Origin of the sequence: Pseudomonas yangonensis (genome assembly GCF_009932725.1) — a bacterium.
Lineage (GTDB): Bacteria > Pseudomonadota > Gammaproteobacteria > Pseudomonadales > Pseudomonadaceae > Aquipseudomonas > Aquipseudomonas yangonensis.
Genome location: NZ_BLJU01000001.1, coordinates 101,560 through 122,937, shown reverse-complemented (window position 1 = coordinate 122,937; position 21,378 = coordinate 101,560). Strand labels below are relative to the sequence as shown.

The following is a 21,378-nucleotide window of genomic DNA, read 5'->3' as shown; positions in this document are numbered from 1 at the left end:
GACAGGCTTAAACCCATACTTTAGGCGCAAACAATGGAACCATATCTTTTTAGCGGCATTGTGATTCCAGAACGAGCTCAGCTTTCCCTTCAAATCACTCTTGGGTTTACGCATGTCGCGTCAGGAGTAAGTGGCACGGCAAGAGTTAGCATTATTTTGAATCAGATTGCCGTTTGGGTGGAAAGCGAACACGAGTGGGACATATTTGACTTAAGAAATGTTGTTAAAAACATTATCCAAAACGATTTGGCAATGGTTGGCTACGTTAAGGGTTACGCCTACGACTTTGAGATCACACGAGTTCTAAATAAAAGCCGCGGAATCGATTATGTTTTCGGTATTGATATCCCATGCATTACCGACCGCGGCGATATGATCGACGTTCAAGATGCCTTGGTAACACTGCGGAATAAGACAATTGGCCCTAACGGCATTCTCTTAAATCGCTGTTTTAGCGACTTAGTTTCCGCCATGAAGCACGCCGACGACACCGGCTTTTATTGCTATCGCGCAATTGAATCACTGCGCCATCACTGTGCGGCGGTGCATAACTTGTCTACCAGTGATAAACGCACGCAGTGGGCCAAACTTCGTGAAGTTTCTGGCAGCGACGAGCAAACCATCCGCGCAATCAAGGCAGCAGCTGACCCATTGCGCCACGGCGAGCCCACTTCCGCTGACTCAGAAAGTCGTGCATTGTTACTCACTAGCACTTGGAACGTCGTCGATCGGTATCTAAAATATGTTCAATAGACTCAAGTCACTCGCTTCGCGCACTGGGATTTTCTAAAGCCCGCCCCTTAACCAAACGCTAATCCCTGTGATTAAGCCCGACCCGTGACCTGCAATTACGCCGCTCAATGCTCCCTTCCTTGTGCGGCCAGCATGCTCTATCTTTCATGCTCGGTGTTTGCTCAATGATTGTCACCTTCACCTTTCCAGCCGGTTTTTCCGGTTCTGCGGGCTGATAGGTATCGCGAAGGCTGAGCACGTTGTCAGCCCCTCTCGGGGCGTAGTTCTGATCGTTGAACACGGTCTGTTTGACTGCTGGGCTATCTGAGTCAATGGGCTGCTCAGGTTGCTGCTGAGACATTGCGTCTCGCCTTGCCTGCTCTTCTACGATCTTGTCCCAGTCGTCCCTGGGCGCTGGTTCTGCTCGGGTGATCTCGGCAACCGGCTTGGGCTTCGACTGCTGACTGTTCGCAGCAAGGTTCTTTACGGTGTTCTGCATGAACGCTTGACCAGCCAGAGTAAGAGCACCAAGGGTAACGACAGTGCCAATTGTTCCTGCCAGTACTACCTTTAGGTTGCTACCTTTACTCTGGCGGCTCGTTAGCCATTTTGGGGCGTCGTCTCTGTCTGCCTTCATCCTTGAACTCCTTCCTTACCAGTCCCTTTCTCGCATACCCATGATGCACTCCTGCACGTCTTCATCGATGACGTTGCCGGGCTTGATGCACTCTTTCATGGTCTTGCGTGTGCCGCGGTTGGCTTCCCGCTCAGCCTTGGCCTGACGCTCGAGGTTATCGCGTGCAGCTCGGCCCATCGGAGTGTCATTGCCCGACAGGCTCTGCATGATGCTTTTGCTCACGTAATCTGCGGCCGCGTCTGTGGCTGGCCTGATCGTGTCTATTGCTTTAGACAAGGCCGTCTTGTCGTCTGCGCTGGCGGTAAGGCTGACGATGGCCAGTGCCAATATGGCTGCTCTCTTCATTCTTTACCCACCTCCCTTCGGGCATACCAGCGCCTAGCTACTTCCTGGGTGATCGCTATCCCGCGTCTTGATCGGTCAAGTTTCGGTTGGCCTCGTCGTACTCGGGGCTTGTCTGGCCGCTTTCGGGGGCTACGTTGCCACTGGCCAGCCACAAAGCATATGAAGGATATAGACGTGTGAGCGCCTCTACCTCCTGAGTGCTAATCCTTGTCCGCTTGTCGTAGCGGACAGTCCTCCACCGCGTCCCGCTGATTTCGGTCTTCTTCACCAGCTCGTCTAGGCCTGCCTTATCGACAAGTGCTCTAACGCGGTCGTCTATTGATTCCATAATGATCTAGTAATCTACGAATGTAATATACAAATAGCACCCACCGTCGTTGTATATTACGACTGTAGGTTACGTCAGGCATCCGCAGCATGGTGACCAAGACGTAGCGCAATAAAGACCAACATAGTGCAACAAAGGCCACTCCGATGGAAGGAATCCCCCTGACGCTGAAAGACCTTGTGAACCCGCCGCCGATGATGCCCTGGCGCGAGTTCGCAAACTGGATTCGCATGAGTGAAGACCACGACACCGTTCGCGGCTGGATGCGCAACGGCTACCTGCCCCACCTCAAGGTAGGCCGCCACGTAATGGTCAACGTCTCCCTGCTGACCAAGAAGCTTATGGAAGAGGAGTGGGTTGAATGATTGCCCAGCTAGCGAAAACCGCCGCTCTGATGCTCTGCCAGGACTGCCTGCACGTTCGCCCGTACAGCGAGGCAGGCCACTTCGGTGATTACCGCTGCGACTGCGGTGGCGACTTCTGCGGCTGCAACAGCTGCAACGACTTCGCCCACGGCCAGGGCGCTGACTTCGAAAAGCGCCAAGCGCTGGAGGCGACCAATGAAAAGCCTGAGCCAGTACCTGCGCCAACCACACCCCGCGAACTGCGACTGCTCTGTGTGCTGGTCCCGTCGCGTAACCGCTCAACCCGCGCTCTGCCCGTCCACACCATGCACCGAGTGCCGCCCCGTGTCGGTCCTAAAGGTCGATGGTCGCTGGAAGCTGACGCCTGCCTCCATCTGCGCGAAACACACCCCAAGCAACCGACCGCCCAGGTATTGGCACGTTGTGCACGACCCCGGCAAACCAACGCCCTTCGTGCCCCTGCGCGAACCATTCGAACTGGTGGGGTGATCGCATGATCACTCAATGGATCAACTCGATGGAGGCCACGCTAGAGGCACTGGTGCTGTTGCTCGTTCAGGTTCTCTACCTCGGTGTTCTAGTTGTCCTCTGCGTTGGCATCGTGTGTGTGCTCTGCCTGCCGCTGATCATCGCGTACTGCAGGTATCTGGATCGCAGAGAGGCCGCCAAGAAGTCGCCTCCGGCGTCCGTGACTGGCCAACCTGGTCTGCCAGACCGAACCGCGCAATCACCGCCAGTTGCGGGCGACGGTGGCGAAACGGGATGACAAGGGCGCGGCCCTTGGTGTTAACGAACTAACAAGCTGCACAAGCGACAACTGAAACCCCGGCAAGTCGAGAGCCACCCTCGGGCAAAAACGAAAGTTTGCCCGTGCGGGATCGCTCGGCCTGCTGAAAGGCAAAACCGCGCAATAACGCGCAACTAAGCGAGGAAACACAAATGGCCCGTTCGACTATGGAAGTTGCATTTCTCGGCACTCAGAAAGTGGCGTTCAACCAAAACGGTAACGACGTAAAAATCGTCAAGGTGTTCTACGGCGATGAGCCCGACGGCATCACCGAAAACGGCCTGTCCATCGTGGGCATGGACGTTCCCGCCGATGTAGCCGATGAGGTGTTCGCCTCCGGCGCTCAATTCTCCCCCCTGGAAACCGTCCGTATCACCTTCGAAGTGGCTCGGGCTGGCAAGCAGAAAGGCAACAATCTTTGCGTTCACCTTGAGTCGGTTAAGCCGTCCTCCAGCCAAGCCGGCAAACCCGCTCCCCAAGTCGGCCAGCAACAGCCTAAGCCGGCTGACGCTCCCAAGGCCTAACCCCAGGCCATCGCCATGCTGATTCACGGCCGCGTCCTCTGTGACCTGTGCTTGGCCGATATGGGCCAAGTCTACGGCCAGCCCGCTGACTCCAGCGGCTGGGCGGCTGACTTCGGCATGGCGCCTGACTACGCCGTCTGCCCTGACTGCAAGGCCCTGGCTGAGCAAGAAGAAGACGGCGCAGCGCTCACGGACACAAGCCAATAGGTGCCGGTATGGGATCGCTCGAAAGCTACCTCGCCAACGTCACCCTGGGTGATCTGTGGGCCCTGCAATTCCTTCAAGGGCTGGTCTATCTGGCCGCCCTTGGCCTCATTCACGGGCACCAGAGGTAACGGGCAATGGCATTCACCTGGGGGCAATACCTCGTTATCGCTGGGCTCTTCATCGGCTCTCTCGGGATCGGCGTCGCCTGGGGTGCTTTCCGGCTTGGCTGGAAAGAAGTGATAGACGCATCAACCAACTGAGGAAACTCACCATGAAACAAACCCAACTCGCTGTGGCCATCGGCCACGCTCACTCCAGCGAAGACACCCGTGCCGGTAAAGCACGGGGCGCCAAGCTGGGCGCAATGTTCACCGTTGCCGCTGCTGGCATGACTGCCGGTGCTGCCAATGCGGCCATCAGTGTTCCGACTGAAATTCTCGAGGTCTTCACCGACCTGGCCACCGCCTTCGGCACCCTGATGGCTGCTGGTGCCGTGCTGTTCGGCGTCATCCGTGGTGGCGTTGCCCTGTTCAAGCTGGCAGGTCGCCTGTTCAGCGCTGCGGGCGCCTAAACCGATGGCGGCCAAGATTCGCGGCCTTGGTCGCCTGCTGGTGGCCCTCACCCTTATGGGGTGGGGGCGTTTTGCCTTTGTTCGGCGTTATTTTGCGCTGTTCCCGCTGGCTCTTTCAGCGATGTTCTTTTCTCACCTTTCCTATGCGGCCTCCTATATTTGGACTTATACAGGCGGATCGGGCATTACTGGTTCCTCTGCATCTTCAGCCTGTAGTAATGCCGCTAGTGCCTATGGCTATCCGTCTAGTCGATTAGGCTCCTCACGTTACGATGCATCTGGTGCTCATATTTTTCAGTGCTTCTTTCGATCGGAGAGCGGTGGTGAAATTCAGCGCAATGATGTAATTCGCTCTGGTGATTCGTGCGCCGATCCAAATGCCGTATATAACCCTCAAACCGGCAGTTGCGACACACCCAAAGACTGCTCTGCCACGTCAGGCAAGCAGATCACCAAAGCGCAAACCTGCACTTACAACGCCAGCCTCAAGACTTACCTGTGTGAAGACCAGATAGAGTTCGAAGGCTGCCTCTACACGGGCGGCGGCGGTCGTAAATGTGTAGCCAATCTTTCCACCGGCCAGGGCGTTTGCACGGGCGATTTCTACGGCTCCGGCCAACCCGCAGGCGAAGGCCCTGATTCCTGCACCGAAGAATCCTGCACCCCGCCTCGCGACCCCAATGTTCCGCCAGCTGACGAACAGTGCGTCACCAACGGCGACCTTACTATCTGCCATAAGCCCCAGGATGAGGGCTGCGGCACGGTCAATGGCAAAGAAGGTTGTTTTCAGGAAAAGCCCGGTTGCGGCTACTTCAACGGCACCTATCAGTGCGTGGACACCGACAAGCCTAAGAACAATTGCGGTTACTTCAACGGCAAGCTCACGTGCATGGACCCTAAGGACCCCACCAAGACCATTGACCCTAACTCTCCCGATCACCCGAACAACGGTGGCAACGCTGACGGCAATGAAAATAATGACCCCAAAGCCCCTGGCGACACCAGCAAAAGCCCTCAAGGCTCCGATGAAGGCGCTACCAATGAAGCCATTGGCAAGCTAGGTGAAGAACTCGGTGACAAGATCGGTGAAGGCAATGACCTGCTCGGTGATATCAAAGGAATCCTTGAAGGCATAGCTGATGGTATCGAAGGCCTCACTGATGGCCTGCTTGGCGATGACTACGACGGCTCCGGCGATGGTGACGGCGATGGGGTAGAAGGCGCTGGCTCCGACCTAGGTAATGAACTGGCCGGCATGATTGGTGACCAGCTGGGCGAAGCTCAAGATGAACAATTGGCTAGCGACGAACTAAGCCTGGATAAGATCGTTGATAACGTCGACGGCGATAAATGGTTCGGTGATAACTCCCAGGTTGCTGGCTTGCTCGATCTCGCTAAAGACCTGCTTCCTGCTCATACAGCCTGCGCTGATGTAGCGATCTCTTTCAATCTTGACCGCTACAGCACTCGCCTGATCCTGCCTGTCTGCGACCTGACCCGCCTCAAGCCCTTGCTTGAGTGGATCATCTACGTCGTGACCGCTATCGGCCTTTGGAAAATCGCTTATTCCACCCTGCGCATGGAAGACGCCAAAGCGTCTAAGGGTGGCTTCTGATGAACTGGATAATCGGCTTCTTCAAGAAGTTCTTCCCCAACCTGTTCGGCGGCCTTTCCAAATTCATCCTGGGTTTTCTGGGCCCGCTGATCGGCCCCTTCATCCAGTTCTTCACCAGCTTCCTGCGCAAAGTCGGCCTGTTCTTTCTGGTGCTCGCCGCCATTGCGGCCGCCATCTTTGCCTTCGCCACCATCATGGAGGCGCTGATTAGTGAAGTCGTCAGAGCGACTGCCCCCGAGTGGATCGACATAGGCCGCATGTTCCTGCCATCGAATATCAGTTACTGCCTTGGGCTGCTCATCGTTGCCCGCCTGAAGTCTCTGGTTTTCATGTGGGTCACGCGCCTTTCAGAAAAATTCCTGCACACCTGAGTCACTGCTATGGCCGTCTATATCGTCACCGGCAAGCTCGGCTCCGGCAAAACCCTGCTGCTGGTCATGCGCATTCTCGACTACCTGAAAAAACGTCGTCGGGTCGCCGTGAACATCGATGTGAAAATGGACAAGCTGTGTAAGCGCGATAACAAATACTCGCGCCTTGTCCGCCTGCCAGACCTCCCCAGCGCCGATGACCTGATCGGCCTGGGCATGGGTTGCGAAACCTACGATGAAGAACAGTTCGGCGGCATCTTCCTGGATGAAGCCGGCGTATGGCTCAACTCACGCGACTGGAACCAAGGCGGCCGCTCCGACCTGCTCAAGTTCTTCCTGTTCCTGCGCAAGCGCCGTTGGGACCTCTGGCTGTGCGTCCAAAACGTCAACGTCATCGACAAGCAAGTCCGCGAATCCATCGCTGAGCACGTCGTTTATATCAACCGCTGGGACCGCATCAAACTGCCGTTCCCCGTTGGTCCGCTGCTGCGTATCGCCACTCTCGGCTTCTTCAAAGGCCGCCTGCCGAAAATGCATCAGGCCATCGTCAAGTACGGCGCCAAGTTCAACTCGCCCAAGGTCGATGACTGGTTCTACCGCGGCGAAGAGTTCTACGACTACTACGACACCACCCAGGAATACGACAAGGGCTACGACAAAGGCGCGTACTCCATACTGCCGCCTGGGTACTGGCGTCGTCCGCTTCCACCAGCCCAGCGCAACGCGGGGTTCTTCATGCGCACCACCAAAATCTTCTTCCGTCGTACTCGCGTCCTGAACGCCTTCGCCCTCGGTGCTTTCTTCGCCCTGGTGATCAGCGTTCCGGTGTTTGGCGCCATCGCCTACAGCCGCTTGCCTACACAGCAGCCCCAACAGCAGATCGCTCCCGTAACCGCTACTCAGCCAGAAAGCACCCTGGCGGATGACTTCCGCAACTACCGCATCGCCACCTACGGCCTGTTGGCCGGCCAGACCTTCTACGTATTCACCAGCCCCAACGGCGACCGCATCAGTTCTGACGACCTCATGGCTCGCGATGTGGTGGTGAAAGACCGAGGCCCCCGCGAAGCCCTGCTGGTTCGCGGTGACGAATACATTTCCCTCTACAGGTGATCCGCCATGATTGATCGTTCGGATAGGTTGTTTGCCCTGTTCTTCCTGCTGCCCCTGCTGCTCTTCCTGGTACTCACGGCACCCGCCAAATCAGCCGAACGCATCGAGCTGTATGACGCCACCCTGCAAGACTTCGTTGAATGGTCGTCGCAGATGCTCAACAAGTCCGTAGTGGTTGGCTCGGATATCCGCAATGCACCTATCAGCATCTTTGCCACCTATGACGGCAACGTAGAGCTTGAAGCGCTGATCGCCAACGCCGTCGCATCTGCTGGTTTTCACCTCACCGCACGGGGCAATACGCTGCTGATCAGCGCGCAGCCCATACCCGAACCACTGGATCTCAAAACCCGCGTCTTCCAGCTCCAGCACCTGCAAGCCGACTTCGCCTATCAATCCATCCTCGACGTGCTACGGGCTCAAACCGAACGCAACGAAAGCGGTATGCCGTCGCTGATGGCCACTCCATCGCCAACTTCAAACGCCGTCATCGTCACTGCCACACAAAAGCAGCTCGACACCGTCGCAAGCCTGCTCGGTGAAATCGATAAGCCTCGTCGCCAAGTAGTTATCACCGCCGTGGTGGCCGAGCTGGCCGACAACGACTTCGAAGCCCTCGGCCTCAATGTAGGTGCCAAAAACGACCGAACCGACCTGGGCGGGATCAGTCTGCGGGGCGCCGACAAATCCGATCTTGGATTCAGCCTCACCTTCAACGGACCAACGCTCTCGGCCTTCCTGCAGGCCGTCAAAGTCACGGGCAACAACCGCATCCTCTCAACGCCCCAGCTGCTCACCCTCAACCGGGAAGCTGCCTCCATCGTCGTCGGCCAGAACGTCCCGTTCATAACCGGGCAAACCACCAGTGGATCTACGCCGGCCTCTGATCCCTTTCAAACCATCGTCCGCCAAGATGTAGGCGTCTCGCTCGATGTAACGCCCTTCATCACGCCATCAGGGGCCATCGAACTCAGCGTTAACCAGTCCGCCTCGACCGTCTCTGATGATCGCAGCGCTGCCGACATCATCACCAACACCCGCCGCATCACCACCAAGGTTCAGCTTCCTGATGGCGGGGGCGTGCTCCTGGGTGGCCTCCGATCTGAGCAACGGGACGAATCCGTCTCCCGCGTGCCCTTCCTCTCCGATATCCCGCTGATTGGTCCCGTCTTCCGCTCGACCTCTGTCCGCACCCGTGGCACGAACCTCGTTGTGCTGCTTACCGCAGCCATACACACCGAGGAAAGAGGTGTAGCTGTCCCTGATGCAGTAAGTCCGCTTGTTCCGCAGGCGGTCGAGCAGGCGCGCGGGCACTTCGGCGCAGCCGGTGGGACCGCGCGCCTAGCCGACCGCTAGGCGCGCTGACGTCCCTGTAGCACGTCAGATAAACCGATTTCGAAATGGCAAGTAATGGCCAGTAAGGAAACCCAGACATGAAGATCAAAGATTTTGCCCGTCTCGACCTCAACGGTGAGCACAACAGCCTTGGGCGAATTTTCGTTGATCCTGGTACTGCTGAAATCGTCGATCTGTCGAAAGCCAAAATCCTGGCCTGCAGCGTCGATACCGTCCGCCAGCTCTATCGCGGCCTGATCCGCCCTGAAATCATGAGCCTTTTCGACAAGCCAGGCACCATCGTTGATTTCGCTGGCCAGCGCTGGCACTCGGGTCGGGTCAGCAAGGACTCTGGCTATCAGTACAAACTGCAGAACGCCGACCTGGGCATCATCCTGCTGGTGAAAAACTTCAACGCCAAAATCGAGAACATCGGTCCCCACCTGAAAATTGAAGTGTCACCCCATGCCATCGACCAGTTCTGCCCCGAGCGCCTGCAGGAACGCCTGGACTACTACGCCAGCCACGTCCTGACCAACGTCGAGCGCAACCAATGCGCCGTTCACCTCGCGCTTGACCTGCAGGGATGGCAGCCGCCCGCTGATCTGGTCGCCCGTATGCACTGCCGCGCACGTGCTGCCCGTGATATCTCCGGCATCAAGGAAATCCAGTGGACCCTGGAGTCTGCCACCTACGGCAAAGGCCAGTCCTACCTGTTCGGCTCCGCTGGTGGCGTCCAGCTCGGTATCTACAACAAGACCGAACAGGCCCGCTCCATCGACAAGCTCGACTACTGGGAAAACATCTGGAAGCGTCGCGATAGCTTCGATGAAACCGACCCGGACAACTACAACCCCGAGCAAGACGTGTGGCGCGTAGAGTTGCGTTACCACCACTCGGTTATCCAGCAGTTCGCCTCCGGCTCGTTCGATCTGCACAGCGGCGAGACCCTCGAAACCAACAGCTACGCTGCCTTCGCTCCGCACCTAGATGGCCTGTGGCGCTATGGCCTGCGCCAGTTCAAGTTGCTGGCTCGCCCTGGCTACTTTGAGCCCATCTGGACCCTGATCCGTGACGATGTGCGTGTGGATCTGCCGGTGGATTCCCTGGTGGACGAAACCGAGTACAAGCGCCAATACAAAACCTCGCGGGGCTTCTCGGGCAAGAACGTCGAGTTATTCCTGGGAAACTTCGTCAGCCTGCTGGCACGGGAGCGAGTGGGCGCTAGGCGAGCATTTCACCGCCTCAAGGATTGGGAGTGCTGGCCGGTGATCCGTGACCACTATGCCGCCAAAGGCATGGATGAAGACGGGCTGTATAAGCACATCAAGGGAATCCTTGAAGAACGGCATGTGCGTTGGGGGAGGGCTGTCTGATGAGTGTCTTCCAACTTCCCTGCGGCCGCTGGAAAGCCGATATTGAGCCGATTAAAGGCCGGCGCTTTCGAAAAATCTTCAAGACCAAAGGTGAAGCCCAGCGCTTCGAAGCCACCTGCAGGGCCAAGGTCATAGAGACGCCGCACTGGTCACCCAAGCCCAAGGATAAACGCCGCCTGCTGGAGCTGATCGAACGCTGGCGTTTACTCCACGGCCACACCCTGGTGGATGTAGAACGCACCGATCTGGTCCTACGTCGCATGGCCGAAGCAATGGGCAATCCGATAGCCGCTCAGATGACCGGGGCAACCTATACCGCCTACCGTGCTGCCCGCCTCGCTGCCGGCATCAGTGGCAAGACGGTTAACACCCAGTTCGGCCACCTCTGTTCAGTGTTCAACGTCCTGCTCCGCCTGCAGGAAATCGACTATGAAAATCCGCTGGCCTCGGTGAAGCCGCTCAAGCTCCAGGAACGCGAACTGTCGTACCTCAGCAACCCCCAAATAGACCAGCTGTTTGACGCCATCCGCACCTACTGCAAGACGCCTCACACCTACATGGTTTCCACCATCTGCCTTGCCACTGGTTGCCGCTGGGGAGAAGCCCAAGCCCTGACACCTGAGCGAGTTCGGGACGGCCAAGTGTTGTTCGTGAACACCAAGGGCAAGCGTCGTCGATCGGTGCCGATTGATCAGGCGTTACATGACCGAATCCATGCCCACTTTCGCCAGCACGGCCTGTTCAGCAACTGCCGCGATAGCTTCGACTTTGCTGTGAAAATGTCCGGCCTCAAGTTACCGGCTGGCCAGAAATCCCATGTGCTGCGGCACACCTTCGCGTCGCACTTCATGATGAACGGCGGGAATATCCTCACCCTGCAAAAGGTGCTCGGCCATGCCTCCCTGGTAATGACCATGCGCTATGCCCACTTGGCGCCGGACTACCTCAAGGAAGCCATGGTCCTCGGACCGATTCGGGGTTTTCGACACTTATTCGACACTGACGCCGAAAGTGAAAAAGAGGAACGCTAGAACCCGCGTCGTTCGGGGCTTCTAGAGGAGTGATTGGCGGAAGGCAGTGAGAGTCGAACTCACCCAGGAACGGATGCCGTCCCCCACCGGGTTTGAAGCCCGGCCACGCCACCGGGCGTGATTGCCTTCCCTGTTCGGTGGCTGCCGGTCGCTCGGCAGCCGTTGCGTTGGTTGTGCAGGTTAGCCCATGGCTACCGCTAGTCGTCAATCTAAGAGTGCGGCGGATGCACCGGCCGTTCGCCGACCGGGTTGCTTGCAGTACCCTCCTGCTGGTTTCCCACAAGCTGAATCGCCAGCGCCGAGTCGCTACGGATACGCCGCTCGTTGGCCAGGCGACGGGTGAAGCCGATGCGGTCGAAGTACTCCAGGAGCTGGATGGCACGCTTGCGGCCGATGCCGATACGGTCTCGCCAATCGACCACACGCAGACTGCCATGCTGCCCCACCAGTTCCAGCGCATGGGCGGCGAGACTGCGCAGGGTTTGCTCGGGATAGAACAGGTCGCGGACCACCTGATGCAACAGGCCCAGGCGCGCCAGTTTTCGCAGCAGCAGGCGCACGGATGCCTCGTCCCGTTGCACGGCGCCAGCCAGGTCACGAACCCAGGGTGGGTCGAAGCCGCCATCGAGCAGCAGTGGCCAGAGTCGTTCGCGCAGGGCTTCGTCGTCCGGGCTGAGCTGCACGCGGTGGTCCGGCAGGTGCAGCCAGGGGCCGCTGCTGGCGATGCTCCCGTCTGCCAGAGCCTCATCGAGCAATGCGATGAATACCGAGCGCTCCAGTTCGCTCAGGGCATAACGGCGCAGGCGGTCGCGGTCGGGGCCGAGTTCGTCCGGCGATTCATCATGGAAACGGCGCAGACCCTCGATCAAGGCGTCGCGCAGCGTCTGCAGATGCGCCGCATCGAACAGTCGCGTGCCCTGACGGGTTGCCAGTTCGCACGCCCCGTCCGGCAGTGCCCAGCTCTCACGCGGACGATTGAACTGCCGCTCCAGCAGGGCGGGATCGAGGCCGTTATCGGCCGACTGCAACAGCACCGGCAGGGCCTGTTCCAGGCTGGCGCCCTGCAGGGCCTGCAATTGCCGCAAACGTTGCGGCGCACGGCGGCCGCGGGCCGGGGCGAAGGGATCGAGCACACGGCCGCCACCCAGCGTGCGTTGCGCCGACTGGTCGCGCAGCACCAGGGTATCGCCGTGCACGGCATGCGCCGGGGCGTTTAGCAGCAACTGCGCCAGGCAATGCTGCCCGGGCGCCAGGCTGTCGGTGTCGAGCAGGGCGATGCGTCCGGTGACATCCTGCGCGCCCAGGTGCACGTGCACCGGCGTCCAGTGCGCCAAAGCCCGCGACTCCGAGGCCAGCAGCTGCAGTTGGATATCCAGCCGGGTAGTCGGCGCCAGCAAGGCCGGCGCCAGCAGCCAGTCGCCTCGGTGCAGTTGCTCGACCGCCAGCCGCTCGCCGGCCAGGTTCAGCGCCACTCGCTGGCCGGCGACGGCGCAGTCGGCCTGGCGATTCTGCGCGTGCAGGCCACGCACGCGCACACGGCGCCCGGATGGACTTAGCAGCAGTTCATCGCCCAGCGCCACACGGCCGGCAAAGGCGGTGCCGGTCACCACTACGCCAGTGCCCTCGACGCTGAAGGCGCGGTCAATGGGCAGACGAAAATGCCCCTGGCTGGCGCGCGTTTGGTGCACTGCAGAGATGACCAGCAGGCGTTCGCGCAGGAGTTCGACGCCTCGCCCGCTGAGGCTGTCCACCGCCAGCAGTTCGGCGCCCGCCAGCGGCCCGGGGGCGAGCAGGTTTTCCACCTGCTCGTGCACCTGTTGCACACGCGCGGCATCGACCCGGTCGATCTTGGTCACGGCGACGAGCGCCTGACGGATGCCCAACAGCTCGGCTATCGCCAGGTGTTCGCGGGTCTGCGGCATCACCCCGTCGTCGGCGGCCACCACCAGCAACAGCAGGTCGATGCCACTGGCGCCAGCGAGCATGTTGTGGACGAAGCGTTCGTGCCCAGGCACGTCGATAAAGCCGGTGAGCTGGCCGTCGCCCAAGTCGGCGTAGAGGTAACCCAGGTCGATGGTGATGCCACGGGCGCGCTCGGCCGGGCGGCGGTCGCCCTGCTGGCCAGTCAGCGCCTGCAGCAGCGCGGTCTTGCCATGGTCGATATGGCCGGCGGTGCCGACGATCACGCCTGCGCCTCGCGCAGCTGCGCCAGCTGTGAGACGAAGGCGGGTTCATCGTCGAGCTGGCGCAGGTCGAGCCACAGGGCGTCGTCATCGATGCGGCCGATCACCGGGATCGGCAGCTCGCGCAACTGCCCTTCCAGTTCGCGCAACGCACGACCACGCAGGCGTTTTGAGGTCTGCGGCCGGATGCACAGCGCCGCACTGGGCAGGCGCGCCACCGGCTGCGCGCCGCTGCCGATCATGCCCAGAGCATTTTCCACGCTGACCTGCCAGTGTTCGCCAAGGCTTGTGGCCATTGTCGGAGCGACACGCTCGGCCTGGGCGCGGATATCCGCCTGCGGACGGCTGAGCAGGCGCAGGCTGGTGAGGCGCTCGCCGAGGCGATCCGGGTCGCGGTACAGGCCGAGCACCGCTTCCAGCGCGGCGAGGGTCAGCTTGTCCACGCGCAGGGCGCGCTTGAGCGGGTTCTTCTTGATACGCCCGATCAGCTCCTTGCTGCCGAGGATGATGCCGGCCTGCGGGCCGCCGAGCAGCTTGTCGCCGCTGAAGGTGACGATATCCGCGCCGTCGCGCAGCGCTTCCTGCACCGTGGGTTCCTTGGGCAGGCCCCAGCGCGAAAGATCGACCAGGCTGCCGCTGCCAAGGTCCTCCAGCAGCGGCAGGCCGTGAGCGTGGGCGATGGCGGCCAGATCGCGGGTGGCGACGCTGGCGGTGAAGCCCTGCACGCTGTAGTTGCTGGTGTGCACGCGCATCAGCAGGCCCGAACGCGGGCCGATGGCGGCCTCGTAGTCCTTGGCGTGAGTGCGGTTGGTGGTGCCGACCTCGACCAGCTTGACCCCGGCACGGGCCATGATGTCGGGGATGCGGAAGGCGCCGCCGATCTCGATCAGCTCGCCACGGGAGATGATGCCCTCCTTGCGCGCACCCAGGCTGTTGAGCGCCAGCAGAACAGCCGCGGCGTTGTTGTTGACCACGGTGACCGCCTCTGCGCCGGTCAGCTCGCGGATCAGGCCGATGATCAGGTCGTCGCGGTCGCCGCGCTTGCCGCTGGCCAGATCGAATTCCAGGTTGAGGGGGTAGCGTGCAGCCTGGGTGATGGCGTCGATGGCCTCCTCCGGCAACAGGGCGCGCCCGAGGTTTGTGTGCAGCACCGTGCCCGTCAGGTTGAACACACGGCATACACGACTGGCGTGGCGTGCGGCCAGGCGTTCGCCGGCACGACCGGCGAGCACCGCCTCGCTGAGCTCCACGGCGGCAAGTTGGCCGCTGCGGGCGGGTTCGCGCAACTCATCAAGCAGATCACGCAAGATGGCCAGCAAGGCATCGCGACCGTAGCGCTGCTGCAGGGGCGCCACGCTTTCGCAACGCAGCAGGCGGTCAATGGAAGGAAGACGGGCAGCATTGGCATTCATCGTCATCGCCCTCAGTCGGAACTGCCGGGTGCCAGCAGCAGGTTCGGCGCCCGGCGCAGGTGTCCCTCCTCACTCAGGCGCATGTCCAGATCGAGACTGGCCAGATCATCGGCGACAGCATCGGCCTGATCGTCGAACTCCAGATAGCACTGTTTCAGGTAGCTCTGGCAGCTCGGGCAGGTCTCGGCGCGGATCGCCGCGCGCTCGGGCGCCACGCCCTCACGCTCGAGCGACAGGTAGGCCAGGTGCTTGGAGGATTCGCAATGGCTGCACTTGACCCGCACGTGGTGCCATTCGCAGGCACACAGCGAGCAGCTCAGGTAGCGCAGCCCGGCGTACTTGCCGCGATGGCGCAGCATGCCGGCCACCGCTGGCGAGCCGCAGGCCGGGCACAGGGTCTGGCTGGAGGTTTCCACCAACCGCTCGCTGGGCAGTGCCAGCAGCCAGTGGCTGAAGGCGACCTGCAGGGCGGCGCCGAGAAACGGCACCAGCGCCGCCGGCAGCAGATCGAACTGGCCACCCAGCAAGGCAATGGCCCAGGCCTTGCGCTGGCCGCTATCGGCCTCGCGCAAGCCTGCCAGGGCGGCACGTACCGACGGATTACCGTCGGCCTTGATCCCGGCCAGCAAGGCGTCGAGGGCGGGCTGCCAGGCATCGCCGCGTACCAGGGTGTCGAATGCCAGCGGCGGCATGCGGTGCTCGAAACTGCGCGCCAGGGCTTCGGCCGATGGGCCGGGCAAGGGCGGTGGCGCATCCAGTACACGCTGCTGCGCCTCGCACAGATCGGCCATCAACAGCAGGTAGGCCGCCAGCGGATGATCGGCCGCCAGGCTACGCAGGCGCCGGGCGCGGCGGCCGAACAGGTCGGGCTCGGGCAGGTGGAGAAAAGGCGGGATGTTGGCCGCGGCTTCGATCTGCCCCGGCTCGAGAATCTGGCCTGACACGCAGGACTCCTTAGGGACTGCTCCCGTGAATATGGCTCGTGATCAGCCTAGACCAGGCTGGAGGGGTTTGCCGGTTGCAGAGTTGAGGTTGGCTGGGCGTGGTCGCGGATTGCATCTGGATACGAGACGGTGTGCACGGTTGCAGCGGGAGGTGATTTAGTGGCGCGCGTTGATCGCGGCTGAAGCCGCTCCTACGGGTATGGGCTGTCGCGGCTAAAGCCCCTCCCACAAAAGCAGAGCGCGCCCCGGATCGCATCTGGGCTACGCGGAGCCCGGTGGCGTGGGAGGCGCTTTAGCGGCGAGCTTTTATCGCGGTTGAAGCCGCTCCTACGGGTGTGGGCTGTCGCGGCTAAAGCCCCCCACAAAAGCAGAGCGCGCCCCGAGATTACATCCGGGCTACGCGGAGCCCGGTGGCGTGGGAGGCGCTTTAGCGGCGAGCTTTTATCGCGGCTGAAGCCGCTCCTACGGGTGTGGGCTGTCGCGGCTAAAGCCCCTCCCACAAAAGCAGAGCGCGCCCCGGATTGCATCTGGCTACGCGGCAGAAGCCGCTCCTACATGAAACGACATCCCGTAGGAGCGGCTTCAGCCGCGATACAGTCATCATTCAGTGGCGCTTGTGGCTGTCTTTGCTGACTTCCTCGTACCAGGCGGCATGGTGCTTGCGCGCCCAGCCGCGGCTGACCCAGCCATTGAGCATGGCGCCGATGGAGCCCTTGACCCAGATGCCGGCGTAGATGTGCACGACGATGCAGATGATCAAGCCCCAGGCCGCCGCGGCGTGCAGCAGCGAGGCCAGGCGGATCAGCTCGATACCGAACAGGTGGCTGAAGTACTGGCGCCACATGACGATGCCTGTGGCCAGCAACACCAGCATGCACAGCAGCAATACCCAGAACAGCAGCTTTTGCCCCGCGTTGTAACGCCCCACCGGCGGCAGGCGCTCCTCACGGTTGCTGATCACGTCACGCCATTGCGCCAGCCACTGGCGATCGCGCGCCTCGAGGCGGTTGTGCCCGGCGAAGCGCATCACCAGCCAGAGGAAGAACAGGAACATGGCCAGGCCGAGGAAGGGATGCAGAATGCGCGTCCACACCCCGCCGCCGAACAGGTTGCTGAGCCAGAACATCGACGGGTGGAACAGCGCCAGGCCGGACAAGCCGGCGAGGACGAAGAGGATCGCCACCACCCAGTGGTTGCTGCGTTCGCCGGCCGTGTAGCGTTGGATATCGTGTTTCATGCTGGTCTCCTACGGCCGCTGGTTCGGATCATAGGTGTGCACGGCTGGGTCGACCTGATGCACGGCAGTGTCACCGGTCACGGGCTCGTCCTCCTCCACGCGGTTGCGCCCGACGCGGATGTAGTGGAAGAACCCGATCAGCGCCGTGGCGCCCATGGCCAGCAGACCGAGCGGCTTGGTCACGCCCTTCCATAACGACACCAGCGGGCTGATGCTCGGCTCGTTCGGCAGGCCGGCATAGAGCGACGGCTGGTCGGCGTGATGCAGTACGTACATCACGTGGGTACCACCGACGCCATCAGGATCGTACAAACCGGCGTTGTCGTAACCGCGTGACTTCAAGTCGGCAATGCGCCCATCGGCATGCTCCTTCATCGCCTCCTTGGTGCCGAAGACGATGGCGCCGGTCGGGCAAGTCTTCACGCAGGCCGGTTCCATACCGACGGCAACGCGGTCGGAACACAGGCTGCACTTGTAGGCCTTGTGATCCTTCTGCGAGATGCGTGGGATGTTGAACGGGCAACCGGTGATGCAATAGCCGCAGCCGATGCACTTGTCCTGATTGAAGTCGACGATGCCGTTGGCGTACTGGATGATCGCGCCCGGGCTCGGGCACGCCGCCAGGCAGCCGGGCTCGGCGCAGTGCATGCAGCCATCCTTGCGGATCAGCCATTCCAGCTTGCCAGCTTCGTCCTCGTGCTCGGTGAAGCGCATCACCGTCCAGGAGCTGGCGGTGAGGTCGGTCGGGTTGTCGTAGGTGCCGTGGTTCTGACCGACGTCGTCACGCAGGTCGTTCCATTCCGAGCACGCCACCTGACAGGCCTTGCAGCCGATGCATTTGGAAACGTCGATGAGCTTGGCCACCTCGCCGACCTGCCGTACGGAGGGCATCGGCGTGGTGGTGGCGGAGCGGGCGATGATGTCTTGTGAGGCCATGGCGCTGCTCCTATGCCTTTTCCACGTTGACCAGGAACGACTTGAATTCCGGGGTCTGCGTGTTGCCGTCGCCGACGAAGGGCGTCAGGGTGTTGGTCAGGTAACCGTTGCGCGCCACACCGGCGAAGCCCCAGTGCAGCGGGATGCCGATCTGATGCACGGTTTTGCCGTCCACGGTCAGCGGCTTGATGCGCTTGGTCACCACCGCCACCGCCTTGATATAGCCACGGTTGGACGACACCTTGACCCGCTCGCCGGCGACGATGCCCAGCTCCCTGGCCAGCGCCTCGCCGATCTCGACGAACTGCTCGGGCTGGGTAATGGCGTTGAGCCGACAGTGCTTGGTCCAGAAGTGGAAGTGCTCGGTCAGGCGGTAAGTGGTGGCGGCATAGGGGAAGGCGTCCGCCTTGCCCAGCATCGCCATATCGGCTTTGAACACCCGCGCCGCCGGGTTGCTGATGGCCAGCGCATTGTCCGGGTGCATCGGGTTGCGCCCGATCGGCGTCTCGAACGGCTCGTAGTGCTCGGGGAATGGGCCTTCGGCCATCTTGTCCACGGCGAACAGGCGCGCCACCCCTTCAGGGTTCATGATGAAAGGGTTCATGCCCTCGGCCGGCGGCGAGTCGGCCTTGAAGTCGGGCACGTCGGTGCCGCCCCAGGCCTTGCCGTTCCACCACACCAGACGCTTCTTCTCGACGTCCCACGGCTTGCCGCTGGGGTCGGCCGAGGCACGGTTGTAGAGAATGCGTCGGTTGGCCGGCCAGGACCAGGCCCAGCCAAGCGTCTGGCCCATACCGTAGGGGTCGGCGTTGTCGCGCCGCGCCATCTGGTTACCCTGCGCCGTCCACGAACCGCAGAAGATCCAGCAACCACTGGCGGTGGAGCCATCCGCGCGCAGCAGGCCGAAACCACTGAGCTGCTCGCCGGCCTTGGCCTGCAACGCCCCGGTGGCCGGGTCATGGAGATCTTCCAGAGCCTTGCCGTTGAACTCGCGGGCGATCTCGTCCGGCCCGGGCTCGTCCGGTTTCAGGTACGACCAGTCGAGGTTGAGGATCGGATCGGGGAAGGCCCCGCCCTCGGTGGCGTAGGCCTGGCGCAAGCGATGGAACAGCCCGGCCATGATGGCGATGTCGGTGCGTGCCTGGCCGGGCGGTTCGGCGCCCTTCCAGTGCCACTGCAGCCAGCGTCCGCTGTTGACCAGCGAGCCGTCCTCCTCGGCGAAGCAGGTGGTGGGCAGGCGGAACACTTCGGTCTGGATGCTGGCGGTGTCGACGTCGTTGAACTCGCCGGCATTGCGCCAGAACTCCGAGGTCTCGGTGGCCAGCGGGTCCATGATCACCAGGTACTTGAGCTTGGCCAGCGCAGCGCTGACCTTGGCCTTGTCGGGGAACGAGGCGATGGGATTGAAGCCCTGGCAGAAGTAACCGTTGACCTTGCCCTCGTACATCATGTCGAAGACCTTGAGCACGTCGTAGCCGGGCACATCCAGCTTGGGCAACCAGTCAAAGCCCCAGTTGTTCTCCGCCGTGGCGTTCTTGCCGTACCAGGCCTTCATCAGGCTGACGTGGAACTTTTCGTAGTTCTGCCAGTAGGACAACTGCCCCGGCCGCAGCGGCTTGGGCGAGCGCCTGGCGATGTAGGCGGCATAATCCTGCTCGGCGTCCAGCGCCAGGCTGAGGTAGCCCGGCAGCAGATTGGAGAGCAGGCCGAGGTCCGTCAGGCCCTGGATGTTGGAGTGACCACGCAGGGCATTCATGCCGCCACCCGGCATGCCGATGTTGCCCAGCAGCAACTGCAGCATGGCGCCGGTACGGATCATCTGCGAACCCACCGAGTGCTGGGTCCAGCCCAGGGCATACATGATGGTCATGACCTTGCCCGGTGCCGAGCATTCGGCGACGGTTTCCCACACCTGCAGCATCTGCGCCTTGGGTGTGCCGCAGATGCTGCTGACCAGATCCGGCGTGTAACGGCTGTAGTGCTTCTTCAGCAGGTTGAACACGCAGCGCGGGTGGGTGAGCGTCGGATCGACCACGGCGTAACCGTCTTCACCGATCTCATAGCCCCAACTGCTCTTGTCGTAGCGCCGCATCTCGGCGTTGTAGCCGCTGAACATGCCGTCTTCGAAGGCATAGTCCTCGCGCACCACGAAGCTGACGTCGGTGTAGTTGCGCACGTACTCATGCTGGATCTTGTCGTTCTCCAGCAGGTAGTTGATCAACCCACCGAGGAAGGCGATATCGGTACCGGTACGGATCGGCGCATAGAAGTCGGCCACGGAAGCCGAGCGAGTGAAGCGCGGATCGACCACCACCAGCTTGGCCTTGTTGTGCGCCTTGGCTTCGGTCACCCATTTGAAGCCACAGGGGTGGGCCTCGGCGGCATTGCCGCCCATGATCAGCACCAGATCGGCATTCTTGATGTCGGTCCAGTGGTTGGTCATGGCTCCACGGCCAAACGTCGGGGCAAGACTTGCCACCGTCGGGCCATGTCAGACACGTGCCTGGTTATCGAACCCCAGCATGCCAAGGGAACGCACCACCTTGTGGGTGATGTAGCCAGCCTCGTTGCTCGATGCCGAGGCGGCCAGAAAGCCCGAGCTCAGCCAGCGGTTGACCGTCTGGCCCTGCTCGTTCTTCTCGATGAAATTGGCGTCGCGGTCGGCCTTCACATGCCGGGCGATGCGATCCAGCGCTTCGTCCCAGTCGATACGCTTCCACTCGTTGGAGCCGGCTTCGCGTACTTGCGGATACTTCAGGCGGTTGGGGCTGTGGACGAAGTCCAGCAGGCCTGCGCCCTTGGGACAGAGGGTGCCGCGGTTGACCGGATGGTCGGCGTCGCCCTCGATATGGATGATGTTCTGCGCCACGTTCTTGGCCGCATCCCCCTGGCTGTAGAGGATCAGGCCGCACCCGACCGAGCAGTAGGGGCAGGTGTTGCGGGTTTCCGTGGTGCTGGTCAGTTTGAAGTGCCGCACCTGGTCGGCGAAGGCTTCCGGGGGCGCGACTCCCAGAGCCGCCAGGCTCGATGCTCCAAGGCCTACACCGCAGACCTTGAAGAACTGTCGACGGTTCATGTCCATCGTAGGTCTCCCAAATCAGGCTGACGCCCGGTGCGTTGCCGGGCGCATCGTTATCAAGCCTAGACCATCGCGTCACGTTCGCCAGCCAGCTCGCCGCGGCGTTGGCGAGATCGAGAACGACGAGCGGCAAACAGATAGTGGCATTTAGACATCCGAGCAATCCCAAAAACCGCTATGCTCGGCAAGTGACTTCTGTGATCACAGAAGCTTTTGGAGAAGTTTTGACGTCGCTCCAACGGCCCGGACG

Annotated in this window: 21 protein-coding genes and 1 tRNA gene; 12 read left to right on the top strand and 10 right to left on the bottom strand. The window is 61.4% G+C overall.

The window, feature by feature from the left end:
• Positions 1-33: 33 nt before the first annotated feature.
• Positions 34-753 (top strand): DUF8168 domain-containing protein, encoded by a 720-nt coding sequence (locus GYB81_RS00555; protein ID WP_161864829.1) that lies wholly within the window; start codon positions 34-36, stop codon positions 751-753.
• A gap of 58 nt (positions 754-811) precedes the next feature.
• On the opposite strand, the gene GYB81_RS24430 is transcribed toward GYB81_RS00555, so the two are convergent.
• From GYB81_RS24430 to GYB81_RS24650, 3 genes are read right to left on the bottom strand one after another with little or no spacing between them, the layout of a single operon-like run.
• On the bottom strand, positions 812-1,369 hold the full coding sequence (locus GYB81_RS24430; protein WP_178101764.1) for a hypothetical protein: 558 nt from the start codon (positions 1,367-1,369) through the stop codon (positions 812-814).
• Positions 1,370-1,384: 15 nt separating this feature from the next.
• On the bottom strand, positions 1,385-1,714 hold the full coding sequence (locus tag GYB81_RS00550) for a hypothetical protein (protein WP_161864828.1): 330 nt from the start codon (positions 1,712-1,714) through the stop codon (positions 1,385-1,387).
• A gap of 55 nt (positions 1,715-1,769) precedes the next feature.
• Positions 1,770-2,042 (bottom strand): hypothetical protein, encoded by a 273-nt coding sequence (locus tag GYB81_RS24650; RefSeq protein WP_003245703.1) that lies wholly within the window; start codon positions 2,040-2,042, stop codon positions 1,770-1,772.
• Between the two features lie 146 nt (positions 2,043-2,188).
• On the opposite strand from GYB81_RS24650, the gene GYB81_RS00545 reads away from it, so the two are divergent.
• The 11 genes from GYB81_RS00545 (at position 2,189) to GYB81_RS00495 (ending at position 11,337) form a co-directional block, all read left to right on the top strand.
• Positions 2,189-2,407: a helix-turn-helix domain-containing protein gene (locus tag GYB81_RS00545; protein ID WP_161864827.1), complete on the top strand. Its 219-nt coding sequence runs from the start codon at positions 2,189-2,191 to the stop codon at positions 2,405-2,407.
• 195 nt (positions 2,408-2,602) lie between these two features.
• A complete protein-coding gene (gene pflM / locus GYB81_RS00540) occupies positions 2,603-2,896 on the top strand; it encodes a lysogeny maintenance protein PflM (RefSeq protein ID WP_161897700.1) in 294 nt (97 codons plus the stop codon).
• 4 nt (positions 2,897-2,900) lie between these two features.
• A complete protein-coding gene (locus GYB81_RS00535) occupies positions 2,901-3,173 on the top strand; it encodes a hypothetical protein (protein WP_161864826.1) in 273 nt (90 codons plus the stop codon).
• Positions 3,174-3,346: 173 nt separating this feature from the next.
• The gene (locus GYB81_RS00530; RefSeq protein ID WP_161864825.1) at positions 3,347-3,718 is read left to right on the top strand and encodes a hypothetical protein; all 372 of its coding nucleotides are present in this window, start codon (positions 3,347-3,349) and stop codon (positions 3,716-3,718) included.
• A gap of 478 nt (positions 3,719-4,196) precedes the next feature.
• On the top strand, positions 4,197-4,496 hold the full coding sequence (locus tag GYB81_RS00525) for a hypothetical protein (RefSeq protein ID WP_161864824.1): 300 nt from the start codon (positions 4,197-4,199) through the stop codon (positions 4,494-4,496).
• A gap of 4 nt (positions 4,497-4,500) precedes the next feature.
• Complete coding sequence (locus GYB81_RS00520) at positions 4,501-6,111, top strand: hypothetical protein (protein ID WP_161864823.1); 1,611 nt, start codon at positions 4,501-4,503, stop codon at positions 6,109-6,111.
• A complete protein-coding gene (locus GYB81_RS00515) occupies positions 6,111-6,482 on the top strand; it encodes a DUF5455 family protein (protein ID WP_128580078.1) in 372 nt (123 codons plus the stop codon). Before GYB81_RS00520 ends, GYB81_RS00515 begins: the two co-directional genes overlap by 1 nt.
• Positions 6,483-6,491: 9 nt before the next feature.
• On the top strand, positions 6,492-7,595 hold the full coding sequence (locus GYB81_RS00510; RefSeq protein WP_161864822.1) for a zonular occludens toxin domain-containing protein: 1,104 nt from the start codon (positions 6,492-6,494) through the stop codon (positions 7,593-7,595).
• A 6-nt stretch (positions 7,596-7,601) separates the two neighbouring features.
• Positions 7,602-8,951, top strand: a complete 1,350-nt coding sequence (locus GYB81_RS00505; RefSeq protein ID WP_233787456.1) for a secretin GspD/PilQ domain-containing protein — start codon at positions 7,602-7,604, stop codon at positions 8,949-8,951.
• Positions 8,952-9,028: 77 nt separating this feature from the next.
• Positions 9,029-10,306 (top strand): phage replication initiation factor, encoded by a 1,278-nt coding sequence (locus tag GYB81_RS00500; RefSeq protein ID WP_161864821.1) that lies wholly within the window; start codon positions 9,029-9,031, stop codon positions 10,304-10,306.
• Positions 10,306-11,337, top strand: a complete 1,032-nt coding sequence (locus tag GYB81_RS00495) for a phage integrase (RefSeq protein ID WP_161864820.1) — start codon at positions 10,306-10,308, stop codon at positions 11,335-11,337. The genes GYB81_RS00500 and GYB81_RS00495 overlap by 1 nt, the downstream gene beginning before the upstream one ends.
• 34 nt (positions 11,338-11,371) lie before the next feature.
• On the opposite strand, the gene GYB81_RS00490 is transcribed toward GYB81_RS00495, so the two are convergent.
• From GYB81_RS00490 to fdnG, 7 genes are all read right to left on the bottom strand, one after another.
• Positions 11,372-11,467: transfer RNA gene (locus tag GYB81_RS00490), tRNA-Sec, on the bottom strand.
• Positions 11,468-11,546: 79 nt separating this feature from the next.
• Positions 11,547-13,523, bottom strand: coding sequence for a selenocysteine-specific translation elongation factor (selB, locus tag GYB81_RS00485; RefSeq protein WP_161864819.1), 1,977 nt, complete (start codon positions 13,521-13,523; stop codon positions 11,547-11,549).
• On the bottom strand, positions 13,520-14,932 hold the full coding sequence (gene selA, locus GYB81_RS00480) for an L-seryl-tRNA(Sec) selenium transferase (protein WP_161864818.1): 1,413 nt from the start codon (positions 14,930-14,932) through the stop codon (positions 13,520-13,522). The genes selB and selA overlap by 4 nt, the downstream gene beginning before the upstream one ends.
• Before the next feature lie 11 nt (positions 14,933-14,943).
• On the bottom strand, positions 14,944-15,876 hold the full coding sequence (gene fdhE / locus GYB81_RS00475) for a formate dehydrogenase accessory protein FdhE (protein WP_161897699.1): 933 nt from the start codon (positions 15,874-15,876) through the stop codon (positions 14,944-14,946).
• 604 nt (positions 15,877-16,480) lie between these two features.
• Positions 16,481-17,113, bottom strand: a complete 633-nt coding sequence (locus GYB81_RS00470; RefSeq protein ID WP_161864816.1) for a formate dehydrogenase subunit gamma — start codon at positions 17,111-17,113, stop codon at positions 16,481-16,483.
• Positions 17,114-17,122: 9 nt separating this feature from the next.
• Positions 17,123-18,049, bottom strand: a complete 927-nt coding sequence (fdxH, locus tag GYB81_RS00465; RefSeq protein WP_161864815.1) for a formate dehydrogenase subunit beta — start codon at positions 18,047-18,049, stop codon at positions 17,123-17,125.
• Positions 18,050-18,059: 10 nt separating this feature from the next.
• Entirely contained in the window at positions 18,060-21,131 is a 3,072-nt protein-coding gene (fdnG, locus tag GYB81_RS00460) for a formate dehydrogenase-N subunit alpha (protein WP_161864814.1), read from the bottom strand.
• Positions 21,132-21,378 lie beyond the last annotated feature (247 nt).

Coding starts and splice junctions, on each gene's coding strand:
- GYB81_RS00535 (WP_161864826.1), top strand. CDS start 2,901: ATGATCACTCAATGGATCAACTCGATGGAGGCCACGCTAGAGGCACTG.
- selA (WP_161864818.1), bottom strand. CDS start 14,932: ATGAATGCCAATGCTGCCCGTCTTCCTTCCATTGACCGCCTGCTGCGT.
- GYB81_RS00545 (WP_161864827.1), top strand. CDS start 2,189: ATGGAAGGAATCCCCCTGACGCTGAAAGACCTTGTGAACCCGCCGCCG.
- GYB81_RS00515 (WP_128580078.1), top strand. CDS start 6,111: ATGAACTGGATAATCGGCTTCTTCAAGAAGTTCTTCCCCAACCTGTTC.
- pflM (WP_161897700.1), top strand. CDS start 2,603: ATGAAAAGCCTGAGCCAGTACCTGCGCCAACCACACCCCGCGAACTGC.
- GYB81_RS00555 (WP_161864829.1), top strand. CDS start 34: ATGGAACCATATCTTTTTAGCGGCATTGTGATTCCAGAACGAGCTCAG.
- GYB81_RS00510 (WP_161864822.1), top strand. CDS start 6,492: ATGGCCGTCTATATCGTCACCGGCAAGCTCGGCTCCGGCAAAACCCTG.
- GYB81_RS00525 (WP_161864824.1), top strand. CDS start 4,197: ATGAAACAAACCCAACTCGCTGTGGCCATCGGCCACGCTCACTCCAGC.
- GYB81_RS00495 (WP_161864820.1), top strand. CDS start 10,306: ATGAGTGTCTTCCAACTTCCCTGCGGCCGCTGGAAAGCCGATATTGAG.
- GYB81_RS00500 (WP_161864821.1), top strand. CDS start 9,029: ATGAAGATCAAAGATTTTGCCCGTCTCGACCTCAACGGTGAGCACAAC.
- GYB81_RS00470 (WP_161864816.1), bottom strand. CDS start 17,113: ATGAAACACGATATCCAACGCTACACGGCCGGCGAACGCAGCAACCAC.
- GYB81_RS00520 (WP_161864823.1), top strand. CDS start 4,501: ATGGCGGCCAAGATTCGCGGCCTTGGTCGCCTGCTGGTGGCCCTCACC.
- fdxH (WP_161864815.1), bottom strand. CDS start 18,049: ATGGCCTCACAAGACATCATCGCCCGCTCCGCCACCACCACGCCGATG.
- GYB81_RS00550 (WP_161864828.1), bottom strand. CDS start 1,714: ATGAAGAGAGCAGCCATATTGGCACTGGCCATCGTCAGCCTTACCGCC.
- GYB81_RS24430 (WP_178101764.1), bottom strand. CDS start 1,369: ATGAAGGCAGACAGAGACGACGCCCCAAAATGGCTAACGAGCCGCCAG.
- GYB81_RS00505 (WP_233787456.1), top strand. CDS start 7,602: ATGATTGATCGTTCGGATAGGTTGTTTGCCCTGTTCTTCCTGCTGCCC.
- GYB81_RS00530 (WP_161864825.1), top strand. CDS start 3,347: ATGGCCCGTTCGACTATGGAAGTTGCATTTCTCGGCACTCAGAAAGTG.
- GYB81_RS24650 (WP_003245703.1), bottom strand. CDS start 2,042: ATGGAATCAATAGACGACCGCGTTAGAGCACTTGTCGATAAGGCAGGC.